Raw genomic sequence first — 16337 nt, 5'->3', positions numbered from 1 at the left:
TTCAGAGAGAGTAATAACCCTTATTACTGGATACTGAAAGCACGACATTGCTCACATTGCTTCCAGTGTTTACTTAGGCCAGCTCGGGTGCTGGCTTTTTTTTTAACCAAAATTCTGCAGTAACTCAAACCAACCAATTCACTGAAAATTGCTTGAAGAATTAGTCTAATTTTTTGGATAAAGAGGTGAGATTTTTGCGCTTTCATATTCTTCGCCCAAGGCTAGACTATAGAAAACGTTGAGGAGAGTTGAACATGATTTATTTACGTAAAGCCGAAGATCGGGGCCATGCCAACCATGGTTGGCTAGATAGTTGGCACACTTTTTCATTTGCTAACTATTATGATCCAGACTTCATGGGATTTTCAGCACTGCGGGTGATCAACGAGGATGTCATTGAACCAAGCCAGGGATTCGGGACTCATCCCCATAAAGACATGGAAATCCTTACCTACGTACTGAGTGGTACGGTGGAACATGAGGATAGCATGGGCAACAAAGAACAGGTTCATGCAGGTGAGTTTCAGATAATGAGTGCTGGCACTGGAGTGCGTCATTCCGAGTACAATGCCAGTAGTGACCATCCATTGCATCTTTACCAGATCTGGATTATCCCAAACCAGGTTGGGTTGGAACCTCGTTATGAGCAGCGTATTTTTGACGCACCGCAAGGCTGCCAACTGGTATTGTCACCTGATGCGCGTGAAGGCTCGTTAAAAGTGTTCCAAGACATGACATTATCGCGCTGGACGCTTAAAAAAGATGAGCAGTCAGTGTACCCCATTCAGGCAGATCGTCGCGTTTGGATCCAGGTGGTTCGTGGCAGCGTGTCGATCAATGGTCAAAAAGCCGGCGCCAGCGACGCGTTTGCAGTGTGGGATGAAACCGCACTATCAATTTATACTGATGAAAACAGCGACATTTTACTATTTGATCTGCCACCGGTGTGATTGCAACACTTCTCTTAGAGGCTCAGTATTCTGAGCCTCTTGCTTAATCATACCTGTTAGCCCGCATTCTTTGCTAAAATGGTAACACTCACGCTTAGCCAGTGCATTGATAATGAAGAAAAAAAGGCCAGTGCTTCAAGATGTGGCAGATCAGGTAGGCATCACCAAGATGACGGTGAGCCGTTATTTGCGGAACCCCAACCAGGTTTCTGCTGCTCTGCAGCAAAAAATAGCGATAGCGCTAGACGACCTTGGCTACATTCCCAATCGTGCACCAGATATTCTTTCTAATGCCACGAGTCGTGCGATTGGTGTATTACTACCTTCGTTAACTAACCAGGTTTTTGCCGAAGTCTTGCGCGGTATTGAGAAAGTAACCGACGCACATAACTATCAAACCATGTTAGCGCACTACGGCTATTTACCAGAGCGTGAAGAAGAGCGCCTGGCCTCCCTGCTTTCTTACAACATAGATGGTTTGATACTTTCAGAGCGCCATCACACGCCGCGAACGTTGAAGATGATAGAAGTGGCGGGTATCCCAGTGGTCGAGTTGATGGACTGCGTCTCGCCTTGCATCGATCTGGCTGTAGGTTTCAATAACTTTGAAGCAGCACGTCAGATGACTCAACAAATTATCGCTCGTGGTCATCGCTATGTAGTCTATTTCGGTGCTCGTCAGGATGAGCGAACCATTATTAAACAGCAAGGCTACGAACAGGCAATGCATGAATCTGGCCTAGAGGCGTACAGTATCATGACCGCACGTTCCTCTTCTTATTCTGCCGGGAGTGAATTATTACGCGAAGTGCAACGGGAATATCCCCAGGTCGACAGTATTTTTTGCACCAACGATGATCTGGCGATTGGCGCAGTGTTTGAGTGCCAGCGTCAAGGATTGTCGATCCCAGGGGACATAGCCATCGCCGGTTTTCACGGTCACGATATTGGTCAGGTGATGGTGCCGAAGTTGGCAAGTGTACTGACACCGCGTGAGTACATGGGGCAGATCGCCGCTGAGCGTTTACTTGCGCGCCTGAAAGGAGAATCTGTTGTTCCACGAATGGTAGATGTCGGTTTCACCGTGATGCCCGGCGGAAGTATCTGATCCTTTGCAGAGTTCCTATGTTACCAGTTTAAGACCCTAAATAACCGCGCTTAATACCGCTTCACTGTAAGCTTCAGGTAGGTAGGAATAATGCGGAACGCCGACACGCCGTGAACCCCTCCCTGCGGGCTTGTATCGCGCATCCCCGCGCTCAACTAACCTGCATCACTCCCACCTATAGCACTATTAGACACAGCCTAGTGCTGCGATGCAACGGCTGACCACACCTTCGATGTCTGCGTCAATATCAATCCAAATTACATCTTTCTCATCGGCCCCAGGTTCTTCCAAGGCTTCAAACTGGCTTTTCAGCAATTCTGTCGGCATAAAATGCCCCGCGCGAGCTTGCAAACGTTGCAGAATGACATCGAAACTGCCCTTAAGATAGATAAAGACCATATTTTCGTTGCCTTGGCGTAACAAATCTCGGTAACGACGTTTCAGTGCTGAACAGACAATGATGCCAGTTTCACTTTTGTGATTCAGGCTGTATGCCGCATCGTTGAGGCGTTGCAGCCAGGGCACACGATCGTTGTCATTCAGCGGTTGCCCACTGGCCATCTTTTGGATGTTGGCTCGTGGATGTAAGTCATCGCCATCGATGAACTTTGCCTGTATTTCTTTTGCTATCGTTGCGCCAATAGTGGATTTTCCGCTGCCGGAAACGCCCATCAGGATGATGCTTTTGCCCGTCATAAGTTTGATCTTTATCTCAGAATACGAATTTTACCTGGGTCTGTGGTTTCGAATTTTATCATGTTACCGGTATCATGATACCGGTAACAAATGGAGGTGTGATTGTCATCACAAAGGATAGATAAAGGGTAATACCCATGTCTCTTACGTCGCCGCGTTGCGGTACTCACCCCATTAGGTTGTGTCCCTTAATTGCACGCTAGTGCGACGGGCAATTAAGTACATCACTGTACCCAACCACTTTCTTAGAGCACCAGGATAGGGCCGTACAACTAAAACAAAATATCCTCATTTCTTTGCTGTTTTGCAAAGAGGGTAAGTCATAAAAAGTTGGAGAAAATTATGCCATTAGTGATTGTTGCCGTTGGCGTAGCCATGCTGCTGCTGATGATGATCCGCTTTAAACTGAACGGCTTTATCGCGCTTATTTTGGTTGCGCTGGCGGTTGGTATTATGCAGGGCATGCCGGTGGATAAAGTCATCGGCTCTATCAAGGCCGGTGTTGGCGGCACATTGGGCGGTTTAGCACTGATTATGGGCTTTGGTGCCATGCTCGGTAAGCTTCTTGCAGATTGTGGTGGCGCGCAGCGTATTGCGACTACCCTGATCGATAAATTTGGTAAACAGCATATTCAATGGGCGGTTGTACTGACCGGTTTTACCGTTGGTTTCGCTCTCTTTTATGAAGTGGGTTTTGTACTATTGCTGCCATTGGTTTTCACGATTGCTGCATCTGCGCGTATCCCGTTGTTGTATGTTGGTGTGCCCATGGCAGCAGCGTTGTCCGTAACCCACGGTTTCTTGCCGCCGCACCCTGGTCCAACGGCTATTGCAACAATTTTTCATGCAGATATGGGGAAAACCCTTCTTTACGGTACGTTGTTAGCGATCCCCACTGTGATTCTGGCAGGCCCGGTGTATGCCCGTTTCCTCAAGGGAATAGATAAACCCATCCCTGTTGGGCTGTACAATCCTAAAATCTTTACTGAAGAAGAAATGCCCGGTTTCGGCGTCAGCGTTGCGACCTCTCTAGTACCGGTGATCCTGATGGCATTGCGTGCGGTTGCGGAAATGGTATTGCCGAAGGGTCATGTATTACTGCCTTATGCCGAGTTCTTTGGCGATCCGATTATGGCTACGTTGATTGCGGTGCTGATTGCCATTTTTACCTTTGGCCTAAACCGGGGGCGTAGCATGGAGGAAGTGATGGGTACCATCAATGAATCTATCAAAATCATTGCAATGATGCTGTTGATCATTGGTGGTGGCGGGGCGTTCAAGCAGGTATTGGTGGACAGCGGCGTTGAGCACTATATTGCCAGTATGATGCATGGCAGCAATGTTTCACCTATCCTGATGGCCTGGTCAATAGCTGCGATATTGCGCATCGCTTTGGGGTCAGCAACTGTTGCTGCAATCACCGCCGGTGGGATTGTTGCTCCATTGATTGCAACGACCGGCGTCAGCCCGGAGCTGATGGTTATTGCTGTTGGGTCGGGGAGCGTGATTTTCTCTCACGTTAACGATCCCGGTTTTTGGTTGTTCAAAGAGTATTTCAACCTGACTATTATGGAAACCATCAAATCCTGGTCGGTATTGGAAACTATCATCTCTGTCTGTGGCCTGATTGGCTGTTTGTTATTGGCCATGGTGATTTAAGCCCGCATGGTAAGAGCACAGTGGTCCGCTGTGCTCAACATGTTACAGTTTCATATAGGCTCTGATGCCATCCAGGAACATCTGGGTGGAAAGCATAACTAGAATTAACCCCATTAACCTTTCCAATGCGCTTAGGCCTTTGCTCCCCAGCAAACGGAAAAACAGGTTCGATAATAACAATATCGCGGCAGACAATGCCCAAGCAATCAGCAATGCTCCCACCAGGTGTAAAAGTTGATTTGGATATTGATGTGAAAGCAACATCAACGCCGCCAGAATTGACGGCCCTGCCACTAATGGGATAGCGAGTGGCACCAGGAACGGTTCTTCGCCAGCTGAAAGTCCGGTACTATTGCCCTCTTTAGATGGGAATATCATTTTGATAGCGATGAGGAACATGATAATTCCGCCGGATATTGAGACTGTTTCAGTGCGGAGATTAAGAAATGCCAGAATGCGTTCGCCAGCAAACAGGAAAATAAGCATCAACAACAGTGCAATTAATAATTCACGGATCAATACAATCCGACGGCGACGTGGCTCCAAGTGCTTAAGCACCGACATGAAAATCGGCAGGTTACCAAGTGGGTCCATGATTAAGAACAGCAATATCGTTGCTGAAATCATTTCTGTCATTTTTACCTCAACGTCAAATAACGCCCAATACGCTAATACTATAGATTTTGTATCGCAGTTTTTAGGTAAGCCACAGCGATAGAGTATAAGCAGGATTGCTGATAATCGTTTCTCTATCGAATAAATTCACTTTGCGCCTGCGCCGACATTTTGTAAGGTGGGAAGATATCGCACACAACTTATAATTTAGCTATGTCTCTTGTCTTGACTGCCGATGGTAACACTGAGGCCTTAAGGTTTTGGGCATAGTCATCCTCCAAGGCAGGACTATAGATATGAAAAATGTTGGTTTCATTGGTTGGCGTGGAATGGTCGGATCCGTACTCATGCAACGCATGTCGCAAGAACGCGATTTTGACGCCATTCGGCCAGTATTCTTTTCCACTTCACAGCATGGCGCTGCTGCACCGGCTTTCGGTGGCCAGCAGGGCACGCTGCAGAATGCCTACGATGTTGAGGCACTACGCGAACTTGATATTATCATTACCTGCCAAGGCGGTGATTACACTAATGAAATCTACCCAAAGCTGCGGGCAGCTGGTTGGCAAGGCTATTGGATCGATGCAGCTTCTTCTTTACGTATGAAAGATGATGCAATCATTATTCTTGATCCTGTAAACAGTATGGTGATCAAGGAAGGATTGAACAAGGGCATCAAGACCTTTGTTGGTGGTAATTGTACCGTTAGCTTGATGTTGATGTCTTTAGGAGGCCTGTTTACCAACGATCTGGTGGAGTGGGCATCTGTGGCAACTTATCAGGCTGCGTCCGGAGGAGGGGCTCGTCACATGCGTGAATTGTTGACCCAAATGGGTATGCTGCATGCGGACGTGGCGAAAGAGCTTCAGGATCCAGCCTCGGCGATCTTGGACATTGAGCGTAAAGTGACTGAAGCAACCCGTTCCGGTAAGTTGCCGACCGATAACTTTGGCGTTCCCTTGGCAGGTAGTCTTATTCCTTGGATTGATAAGCAGTTGGATAATGGTCAGAGCCGCGAAGAGTGGAAAGGACAAGCGGAAACCAACAAAATACTCGACACATCAATGACCATTCCGGTAGATGGCTTGTGTGTACGTGTTGGTGCGCTGCGCTGTCATAGTCAGGCTTTTACTCTGAAGCTGAAGAAAGATGTTTCTTTGCCAGAAATTGAACAAATGTTGGCAACGCACAACGATTGGGTACGCGTGATCCCCAATGACCGCGAACTGACTATGCGTGAGCTAACGCCTGCTGCAGTGACCGGAACCTTGAATACGCCTGTTGGCCGTCTACGTAAGTTGAATATGGGGCCAGAATATCTTTCTGCGTTTACCGTTGGCGATCAGTTACTTTGGGGAGCAGCGGAACCGCTACGCCGCATGCTGCGTATCCTACTGTAGCTTTAAACTGAATTTCCTGAGGGCTGGGTTCTTACAGCCCTTGAACGTCTTGTTTTAAACTCTTCTGTTCTTGGGTGCGTTGCGTGTGAAAGCGTCGAACGAGCGGGGAGGTTTCGCCTTTAAATACTTACTTTTGCAGGTAAATAACAACACAATGTGTCGTTAATTCTGCTGATTTTCCGATAAAGAATTTTCCTTCGTTATGCGGCAATTTTTTCGCTGGCATTGGCTATGCTTAACCGGTTGTTGAATAAAGTCGCCGTAAATGGTGATGGCTTGTCCGAAAAATAACCATAAAGAGCGAAACTATAGCTTGGGGCGGTAATGGATTAGCTAATAACCGACCGAAATCACGCTTTAGGTAGCAAATCAATTGCATGATAGACCCAATGGCTTCTTTGCTGTCAGTGTAGCCTTTTAAAGTCATGCTCTTAACTAAAGGAAGAATATAATGTCTGTACTTCCCGAACGTGACGTGATTAATCAGATAATCTCTGGTCACTATGCAGATCCTTTTTCATTGCTTGGCATGCATGTTACCGAACGTGGGTTACAGATCTGCGCTTTGTTGCCAGATGCCGGAGCAGTATGGCTGATAGAGAGCAAAACGGGTAAGCGCCTGGTGCAGCTAAATTGTGAAGATGCTCGCGGTTTTTTTAGTGCCATCGTCCCCCGTCGTAAAAATCCCTTCCGTTATCAACTTACAGTGAGTTGGAGCGATCATCAGCAAATCCTCGAAGACCCTTATCGTTTTGGTACTTTGTTGCAAGATATTGACAGCTGGTTATTAGCGGAGGGAACCCATCTACGGCCTTATGAGCATCTAGGCGCACATCCTTGTGTGCTGGATGGTGTTGAAGGCGTCAGCTTTGCCGTATGGGCACCGAATGCCCAAAGGGTATCTGTTGTTGGTGAATTCAACTTCTGGGATGGCCGACGGCATCCTATGCGTTTGCGCCGGGAGAACGGCATCTGGGAGCTGTTTTTACCAGGGGTAAAAGCTGGGCAACTGTATAAATACGAGATCATTGATTGCTACGGTAATCTTCAATTAAAAGCCGATCCCTACGCCTTTGAGGCGCAAATGCGACCAGAAACGGCATCATTAATCACGTCGCTGCCTGCGGTGGTGGAAAACACATCAGAGAGAAGACGGGCCAATGATTTTGATCGTCCAATCTCGATTTATGAAGTGCATTTGGGCTCTTGGCGTCGCCATACTGACAATAATTTCTGGCTAAGTTACCAAGAGCTTGCTGAGCAATTAATCCCTTATGTTAAAGAGATGGGATTCACTCATATTGAGCTTTTGCCAATCAATGAACATCCGTTCGATGGCAGTTGGGGTTATCAGCCTCTGGGCTTATATGCGCCTACACGCCGTTTCGGTACACCCGCAGAATTTAAAGCCTTTGTTGCTGCTGCTCATGAAGCAGGGATCAATGTGATCCTCGATTGGGTTCCGGGGCATTTCCCCAGTGATGCTCATGGTTTGGCAAATTTTGACGGGACTGCGTTGTATGAATATGCCGACCCGCGCGAAGGGTTTCACCAGGACTGGAATACACTGATTTACAACTACGGTCGTCATGAGGTCCGCAACTATTTGGCGGGTAATGCGCTCTACTGGCTTGAACGTTTTGGTATCGATGGTCTGCGAGTCGATGCGGTTGCGTCGATGATCTACCGTGACTACAGTCGTGCAGATGGCGAGTGGGTGCCTAATTATTATGGTGGTAAGGAGAATTTGGAGGCGATTTCCTTCCTGCGCTATACCAATCAGATGGTGGGTAAGGAGCGGCCTGGTGTAGTGACGCTGGCGGAGGAGTCTACCGATTATCCCGGCGTTACGTTACCGCCTGATGCTAATGGTTTAGGATTCCATTATAAGTGGGATCTCGGCTGGATGAATGACACGCTCAGCTACATGAAATGCGACCCAGTACACCGTAAATATCATCACAATCTGATGACCTTTGGCATGCTCTATGCCCATACAGAAAACTTCGTGTTGCCTATCTCACATGATGAAGTCGTGCATGGTAAATGTTCGATTCTGGATCGAATGCCGGGTGACGCCTGGCAAAAATTTGCCAACCTCCGGGCATATTACGGTTTCATGTGGGCACATCCGGGGAAAAAATTGCTGTTTATGGGCTGTGAGTTTGCGCAAGGGCGTGAATGGAATTTCGATACCAGCCTGGATTGGCATTTGCTGGAAGGAGATGATAGTTGGCATCACGGTGTGCAACGATTGGTACGCGATCTTAACCACTGCTATCAGCACAATGCTCCATTGTATGAGTGTGATTATCGTCCCGGCGGTTTTGAATGGCTGGTGGTGGACGACCATGAAAACTCGGTGCTTGCCTTTGCACGTTATGACTCGCAGGGGAATGAGTTGATTGCCATCAGCAATTTTACCCCGGTACCTCGCCATGATTATCGTATTGGTATTTCCCGCCCAGGTGAATATCAGGAAATTCTAAATACCGATTCGTTCCATTATCACGGTAGCAATGCTGGCAATCAAGGGCGGGTAGTCTCGGAACCGATCGGTAGTCATGGGCGTGAACACTCGATCAGCGTAATGGTGCCACCTTTAGCAACGGTTTACCTGTTGCGGGGGGTGTAATGACGCTGTTGATGCCTGGTATCGCTGCGCCTTTAGGGGCTTACTACGACGGTAGTGGCGTCAATTTCACGCTGTTTTCTGCGCATGCTACACAGGTAGAACTCTGTCTGTTCGACGAACAATATCGAGAAACACGCATACCTCTACCTGCTCGCAGTGGGAACATCTGGCATGGTTATTTGCCAGGCGGAAAACCGGGGCAACGTTATGGTTTTCGGGTGCATGGGCCGTTCGAACCCCAGCATGGGCACCGTTTTAACGCCAATAAACTGCTTCTTGACCCGGCAGCGCGTGCGGTAGAAGGCCCGGTAGCCGACCATCTGTATTTGCATGGGGGGTACGATCATCCGGAACCTCATGATAGTGCGATGTTAATGCCAAAGTGCGTGGTGATCGATGAACGGTACGATTGGGAAGATGATCGCCCGCCAGCAACGCCTTGGAGCAAGACGGTTATCTACGAGGCTCATGTTCGGGGCCTAACGTTGCTGCACCCGGAGATCCCTGCGGCATTGCGCGGTAGTTTTGCTGCGTTGGGCCACCCAGTGATGATTGCCTATTTCAAACGGTTGGGGATTACGGCGCTGGAACTATTGCCCGTTCAACAGCACACCACTGAACCGCGTTTACAGCGCCTGGGGCTAATCAATTATTGGGGATACAACGTGCTGGCGCCTTTTGCGCCGGATAATCGTTATAGCAGTTTGGCTACCGATATGACGCCGTTGCGTGAATTCCGCGATGCGGTAAAAGCTTTGCACAAAGCGGGGATTGAAGTGATTCTCGATGTTGTGTTCAACCATAGCGCAGAACTGGATGCTGATGGACCAACGTTGTCGTTTCGTGGCATTGATAACGCAAGTTACTACTGGCTAACGCCTGAGGGTCATTACGATAACGCCACCGGCTGCGGTAATACGTTGCGGTTAGATCAGCCAGCAGGCGTTGCGTGGGTAATGGATTGTCTGCGTTTTTGGGTAGAAGAGTGCCATGTCGACGGTTTCCGCTTCGATCTTGGCACAGTATTAGGCCGAACACCGGCATTTGACCGCGATGCTCCGCTGTTTCAAGCGATGCTCGCGGACGATACGCTTGGGCGCTGTAAACTGATTGCCGAACCTTGGGACATTGGTCCTGGGGGATATCAGGTCGGCGCATTTCCTGGTCGTTTTGCCGAGTGGAATGATCATTTCCGTGATGATATTCGTCGTTTCTGGCTGCAGAACGATTTGTCACTTGGTCAATTTGCCCATCGTTTTGCTGCCTCCAGCGAGATATTTAACCAACGTGGGCGTGCGCCCCATACCAGCATTAACATGTTGACTGCCCACGATGGATTTACTTTGCAGGATGTGGTGAGTTTCAACCAGAAGCATAATCAGTCTAACGGCGAAGGAAACCGTGATGGTACTGACCGTAACTTTAGCTGTAACCACGGCGTCGAAGGCCCGATTGCCGACGATGCCGTTTTGCAACGCCGCAAGGCCAGTCAGCGTGCGCTTCTTGCCACGTTATTGCTGTCCCAAGGAACGCCGATGCTGTTGGCCGGTGACGAGCATGGGCATAGCCAGCAAGGCAACAACAATGCTTACTGTCAAGATAACGAAACCACCTGGCTCAACTGGGCCAAGGCGGATGATTCCCTCACAGCATACACCGCCGCATTGATCCGCCTGCGCCAGCAAATACCCGCATTACAAGGAGATCGCTGGTGGCAGGAAGGAGATGGCAGTGTGCAGTGGTTGAACGTGTATGGGCAACCACTCAGTGCACAGGAGTGGGAACAGGGAGAGCGGTATTTACAGGTCCGTCTGTCGCAATGTTGGTTGCTGGTGATCAATGCGACCCCCTGCGCTGTCGAGATGACATTACCTGAGGGGGAGTGGCGGGTTGTTGCCCCCTTTACTCAGGACGATTCGCGGGCGACTTTAACCGCCTGGTGCCAGGCTGCGCATTCTGTTTGCGTGCTGGCAAAGAAAAATTAAGGAGTCAGCTATGGTTAGGTTTGAAAATAAAGACCCCCTGATGTTGGCGCGCCAACTGCCGAATAAATCCGTCGCCCTGATTCTGGCTGGTGGTCGTGGCTCGCGTTTGAAAGATTTAACCTCTACCCGGGCGAAGCCTGCGGTACATTTTGGTGGTAAGTTCCGCATTATTGACTTTGCTATGTCAAATTGCCTGAATTCAGGTATCCGCCGTATGGGCGTGATTACCCAATACCATTCGCATACCTTGGTGCAACATATACAGCGCGGTTGGTCTTTCCTTAACGAGGAAATGAACGAGTTTGTCGATCTGCTGCCAGCTCAACAGCGGCTCAGTACAGAGCATTGGTACAAAGGGACTGCGGATGCCGTTTATCAGAACCTTGATATTATCCGCCGCTATGAGGCGGAGTACGTTGTGATCCTGGCTGGCGATCATATCTACAAAATGGATTATTCGCGCATGTTGTTCGACCACGTGGAAAAAGGGGCGCAATGTACAGTGGCCTGTATTCCCGTGCCACGTAAAGAGGCCAGCGAATTTGGTGTCATGAAGGTGGACGATAACGATCTTATCCTCGAGTTCCTTGAGAAGCCGATGGACCCACCTGCAATGCCGGGTAATCCACAAATGTCGCTTGCCAGCATGGGGATCTATATTTTTAACGCCAGTTATCTTTACAAACTGCTGGAAGAGGATATGTCCAATCCAGACTCCAGTCATGACTTTGGTAAAGATCTGATCCCAAAAATCACGGCGCAAAAGGCTGCGTGGGCACACCCGTTCACATTGTCCTGTGTCACCTCCAATCCTGAATTGCCACCCTATTGGCGGGATGTGGGCACGCTTGAGGCATACTGGCGTGCTAATCTCGATCTGGCTTCGGTTACGCCAGAGCTGGATATGTATGATCGCGCATGGCCTATCCGAACCTATATGGAACCCCTGCCACCCGCCAAATTTGTACAGGATCGATCCGGTAGCCATGGTATGACCATGAACTCATTGGTGGCGGGAGGGTGTATCGTCTCGGGTTCGGTTGTGGTTCATTCGGTCTTATTCTCGCGTGTCAGAGTTAACTCATTCTGTACTATCGATTCTTCAGTCTTACTGCCGGATGTGAACATTGGTCGCTCCTGCCGTTTGCGTCGCTGCATCATTGACCGAGCCTGCCATATTCCTGAAGGGATGGTGATTGGCGAAAATGCGGATGAAGACAGCAGACGTTTTTATCGCTCGGCAGAGGGGATCGTACTCGTCACGCGTGAAATGTTGTCAAAGCTGTAGGTATTTTGCTTGCAAACCCGTGGATGCAGTGTTCTGCATCCACCCTCTCCGCAGAGAAGTTATTAGCGAATTTCAGGAGTGATAATGCAGGTTTTACACGTATGTTCTGAAATGTACCCATTGCTCAAAACAGGTGGGCTTGCAGACGTAGTAGGAGCATTACCGACGGCACAGATTGCTGAGGGAGCGGACGTTCGGGTGCTGTTACCGGCGTTTCCTGACGTACGCAATGGTATTCCAGATACGGTGCTTGTCGCGGAGGTCGACTCCTTTGCCGGGCGCGTAAGCCTGCGTTACGGCACTTATCACGGTGTGAGTGTTTACCTGATTGATGCCCCTTGGTTATATGACCGCCCGGGTAGCCCATACCATGACCAATCGATGAGCGCTTATCCCGACAACCATTGGCGCTTTGCCTTGCTGGGCTGGATGGCTTGTGAGATGGCTAAAGGTCTTGATCGTTACTGGCGTCCGCAGTTGATACACGCTCATGACTGGCATGCGGGGTTAGCCTGTGCTTACCTAGCTGCTAATGGTTACCCGGCGCGCTCGATCTTCACCGTACATAATCTAGCCTATCAGGGGTTGTTTGCAGCTCATCATCTACAGGAGTTGTGGCTACCTTCGTCGTTCTTAAATGTTTATGGTCTTGAATTTTATGGGCAAATATCCTTTCTGAAAGCAGGCCTTTACTATGCCGATCATGTTACTACCGTCAGCCCGACCTATGCGCGTGAAATTACGCTGCCAGAATTTGGTTATGGTATGGAGGGGTTACTGCAGGATCGCCAGCGACAAGGAAGATTGAGCGGCATTCTTAATGGTGTAGATGAAAACATTTGGGAACCATCCCAAGATACATGCCTAGTGGCGCGTTACGATGCTGAACGTCTGAAAGAAAAAGCTAAAAACAAGATCCATTTGCAAAAAAGTATGGGGTTGAAAGAGGATGAATCGCTACCGTTGTTTGCAGTGGTGAGTCGTTTAACCAGCCAGAAAGGGTTGGATTTGGTACTGGAAGCTTTGCCCGGCTTGTTGGCGAAAGGGGGGCAATTGGCGCTGCTAGGCTCCGGTGATGCAGTGTTGCAGCAGGCGTTCCTGGCAGCGGCTGCCGATTACCCAGAGCAGATTGGCGTGCAGATTGGTTATAACGAGTCACTATCCCACCAAATTATCGGTGGGGCAGATGTCATTCTAGTGCCGAGCCGTTTTGAACCTTGTGGGTTAACACAATTGTATGGCCTGAAGTATGGCACATTGCCACTGGTGCGTCGTACCGGTGGGTTGGCGGATACGGTGGTTGATTGTGCGCTGGAGAATCTGGCTGATGGGACCGCCAGCGGATTTGTATTTGATGACTGTGATGCCATCGCACTGGGTAATGCCATTCGGCGTGCGCTGGTGTTGTGGAGCAGACCTAAAGAGTGGCGGCACGTACAACGCTATGCCATGAGTCTTGATTTTGGCTGGCAAGTTGCGGCAAAAGATTATTTGTCGCTTTATCAACGCTTGTTGTAATCACGCACTTGGGAATGAATTACGATGACTTTACCGTTTACTTACACCTCACCCACGGTCAGTGTTGAAGCGCTGAAACATTCGATTGCCTATAAACTGATGTTTACTGTCGGTAAGGACCCTGCGATAGCCACCCAACATGACTGGCTTAATGCTGTGTTATTTGCCGTACGCGACAGGATGGTTGAACGTTGGTTACGATCTAATCGTGCCCAGCTCTCACAAGATGTCCGTCAGGTTTATTACTTGTCGATGGAGTTTTTGCTTGGCCGAACGCTCTCTAATGCCTTGCTATCCATGGGGATCTATCAGGATATTGACGACGCACTAAATGAAATGGGTCTGAGCCTGGGCGACTTGTTAGAGGAAGAAAACGATCCTGGTTTGGGCAACGGAGGTTTAGGACGGCTTGCAGCCTGTTTCCTTGATTCACTTGCCACACTGGCGTTGCCAGGACGGGGATACGGTATTCGCTATGAATACGGCATGTTCAAGCAGAACATAATCGATGGCCAGCAGATGGAATCTCCAGACTACTGGTTGGAATACGGTAATCCGTGGGAGTTTCCACGCCACAACACCCGTTACAAAGTTCGTTTTGGTGGCCGTGTTCAGCAAGAAGGTGCGAAGGTACGCTGGCTAGAAACTGAAGAAATTATCGCTATTGCCTACGATCAGGTGATCCCTGGTTTTGATACAGATGCGACTAACACACTGCGTTTGTGGAGCGCACAGGCCAGTAACGAAATAAATCTGGGTAAATTCAACCAGGGTGACTACTTTGCCGCAGTGGAAGACAAAAACCACTCCGAGAACGTATCGCGGGTACTCTATCCAGATGATTCCACCTATTCTGGGCGTGAATTGCGTTTACGGCAGGAGTACTTCCTGGTCTCGGCGACGGTTCAGGATATTCTCCATCGTCACTGGACTATGCATAAAACGTTCAACAATCTTGCCGATAAGATTGCCATCCATCTCAACGACACCCACCCAGTGTTGTCTATTCCTGAGCTGATGCATGTGCTGATTGATGAGCATAAATTCAGTTGGCTAGATGCTTGGGCAGTGGTAGAAAAAGTCTTCTCCTACACCAACCATACCTTGATGAGTGAAGCGCTTGAAACTTGGCCAGTGGATATGCTGGGTAAAATTCTACCGCGTCACTTGCAGCTTATTTTCGAAATCAACGACCATTTCCTCAAACACGTACAACAGGTCGTACCGGGTGATGATAAGTTACTGGCACGTGTATCCCTGATTGATGAAACCAATGGTCGTCGGGTACGGATGGCGTGGTTAGCGGTAGTGGCCAGTCATAAAGTGAACGGCGTTTCTGCACTGCATTCTGAACTGATGGTACAGTCGTTGTTTGCTGATTTTGCCCGGATATTCCCCGAGCGTTTCTGCAACAAAACCAATGGAGTAACGCCACGTCGCTGGTTAGGGCTGGCCAATCGGCCATTATCTGAAGTACTGGATGAGAGCATTGGTTATAACTGGCGTACCGATCTCAGCCAGCTTAGTGAAATCAAAACTAACGTGGATTACCCGAGTTTTCTTGAAGCAGTGCAGGCAGCTAAACGACAGAATAAAGAGCGCCTGGCAAGTTATATTGCTAAAAAGCTTAACGTCGTTGTGAACCCAGATGCTTTGTTTGATGTGCAAATCAAACGGATCCACGAATATAAGCGGCAGTTGCTGAATGTATTGCATGTGATCACAAGGTATAACCGGCTGCTACAAGATCCTGAAGCAGCGCGGGTGCCACGTGTGGTGATCTTTGCCGGTAAGGCTGCTTCTGCTTATTACGCGGCAAAACAGATCATCCGCTTGATTAACGATGTGGCGAAAGTCATTAACAATGATCCGCGCGTGCATCATGATCTAAAAGTGGTGTTTATCCCTAACTATGGTGTCAGCCTGGCACAGATGATCATTCCGGCCGCGGATCTTTCCGAGCAAATTTCATTGGCCGGTACTGAAGCTTCTGGAACCAGCAACATGAAGTTTGCTCTTAACGGTGCTTTGACTATTGGTACCCTGGATGGCGCTAACGTTGAAATGCTTGAGCATGTAGGTGAAGAGAATATCTTTATCTTCGGTAATACGGCTGAACAAGTGGATGAGTTGCGCCGTAAAGGTTACAACCCTCGCCAGTATTTTGAGCAGGATGAAGAACTGTATCAGGCATTAACGCAGATCGCCACGGGGATGTTCAGCCCTGAGGAACCGCAGCGCTACAGCAGCTTGTTTGACTCACTGGTGAATCTTGGCGATCACTATCAGCTGCTGGCTGATTATCGTAGCTATGTGGATACCCAGGATAAAGTTGATGAGGTATATCTTAATCAGGATGAATGGACGCGGCGTACGGTGCTTAATATCGCCAACATGGGTTATTTCTCCTCTGACCGCACCATTCAGGAATACGCAGATGAGATCTGGAACATCAAGCCGATAAAATTGTGATGGCATAGGGC

At 48.9% G+C, this 16337-nt stretch carries 11 protein-coding genes; 9 read left to right on the top strand and 2 right to left on the bottom strand.

The window, feature by feature from the left end:
- Positions 1 to 254: 254 nt before the first annotated feature.
- Together OK023_RS16615 and gntR are read left to right on the top strand one after the other, a co-directional pair.
- Complete coding sequence (locus OK023_RS16615; RefSeq protein WP_317693756.1) at positions 255 to 950, top strand: pirin family protein; 696 nt, start codon at positions 255 to 257, stop codon at positions 948 to 950.
- A gap of 112 nt (positions 951 to 1062) precedes the next feature.
- Positions 1063 to 2058: a gluconate operon transcriptional repressor GntR gene (gntR, locus tag OK023_RS16610; protein WP_317693755.1), complete on the top strand. Its 996-nt coding sequence runs from the start codon at positions 1063 to 1065 to the stop codon at positions 2056 to 2058.
- A 186-nt stretch (positions 2059 to 2244) separates the two neighbouring features.
- Here gntR and OK023_RS16605 read toward each other — a convergent pair whose 3' ends face one another.
- A complete protein-coding gene (locus tag OK023_RS16605; RefSeq protein WP_317693754.1) occupies positions 2245 to 2754 on the bottom strand; it encodes a gluconokinase in 510 nt (169 codons plus the stop codon).
- 342 nt (positions 2755 to 3096) lie between these two features.
- Between OK023_RS16605 and gntT the strand changes: the two genes are divergently transcribed.
- Entirely contained in the window at positions 3097 to 4413 is a 1317-nt protein-coding gene (gntT, locus tag OK023_RS16600; RefSeq protein WP_317693753.1) for a gluconate transporter, read from the top strand.
- Between the two features lie 42 nt (positions 4414 to 4455).
- Here the strand turns inward: gntT and OK023_RS16595 are convergent, their stop codons facing one another.
- A complete protein-coding gene (locus OK023_RS16595) occupies positions 4456 to 5049 on the bottom strand; it encodes a YhgN family NAAT transporter (RefSeq protein ID WP_317693752.1) in 594 nt (197 codons plus the stop codon).
- Between the two features lie 275 nt (positions 5050 to 5324).
- Between OK023_RS16595 and asd the strand changes: the two genes are divergently transcribed.
- The 6 genes from asd (at position 5325) to glgP (ending at position 16326) form a co-directional block, all read left to right on the top strand.
- The gene (gene asd / locus OK023_RS16590) at positions 5325 to 6428 is read left to right on the top strand and encodes an aspartate-semialdehyde dehydrogenase (RefSeq protein WP_317693751.1); all 1104 of its coding nucleotides are present in this window, start codon (positions 5325 to 5327) and stop codon (positions 6426 to 6428) included.
- 451 nt (positions 6429 to 6879) lie between these two features.
- On the top strand, positions 6880 to 9063 hold the full coding sequence (gene glgB / locus OK023_RS16585) for a 1,4-alpha-glucan branching enzyme (protein ID WP_317693750.1): 2184 nt from the start codon (positions 6880 to 6882) through the stop codon (positions 9061 to 9063).
- Complete coding sequence (glgX, locus tag OK023_RS16580) at positions 9063 to 11048, top strand: glycogen debranching protein GlgX (protein WP_317693749.1); 1986 nt, start codon at positions 9063 to 9065, stop codon at positions 11046 to 11048. Before glgB ends, glgX begins: the two co-directional genes overlap by 1 nt.
- A gap of 10 nt (positions 11049 to 11058) precedes the next feature.
- On the top strand, positions 11059 to 12336 hold the full coding sequence (glgC, locus tag OK023_RS16575; protein ID WP_317693748.1) for a glucose-1-phosphate adenylyltransferase: 1278 nt from the start codon (positions 11059 to 11061) through the stop codon (positions 12334 to 12336).
- Positions 12337 to 12420: 84 nt separating this feature from the next.
- Entirely contained in the window at positions 12421 to 13854 is a 1434-nt protein-coding gene (gene glgA / locus OK023_RS16570; RefSeq protein ID WP_317693747.1) for a glycogen synthase GlgA, read from the top strand.
- A 24-nt stretch (positions 13855 to 13878) separates the two neighbouring features.
- The gene (gene glgP / locus OK023_RS16565) at positions 13879 to 16326 is read left to right on the top strand and encodes a glycogen phosphorylase (RefSeq protein ID WP_317693746.1); all 2448 of its coding nucleotides are present in this window, start codon (positions 13879 to 13881) and stop codon (positions 16324 to 16326) included.
- Positions 16327 to 16337: the final 11 nt, after the last annotated feature.

Origin of the sequence: Serratia sp. UGAL515B_01 (genome assembly GCF_033095805.1) — a bacterium.
Classification (GTDB): Bacteria; Pseudomonadota; Gammaproteobacteria; order Enterobacterales; family Enterobacteriaceae; genus Chania.
This window is presented reverse-complemented; position numbering and strand designations above follow the sequence as displayed.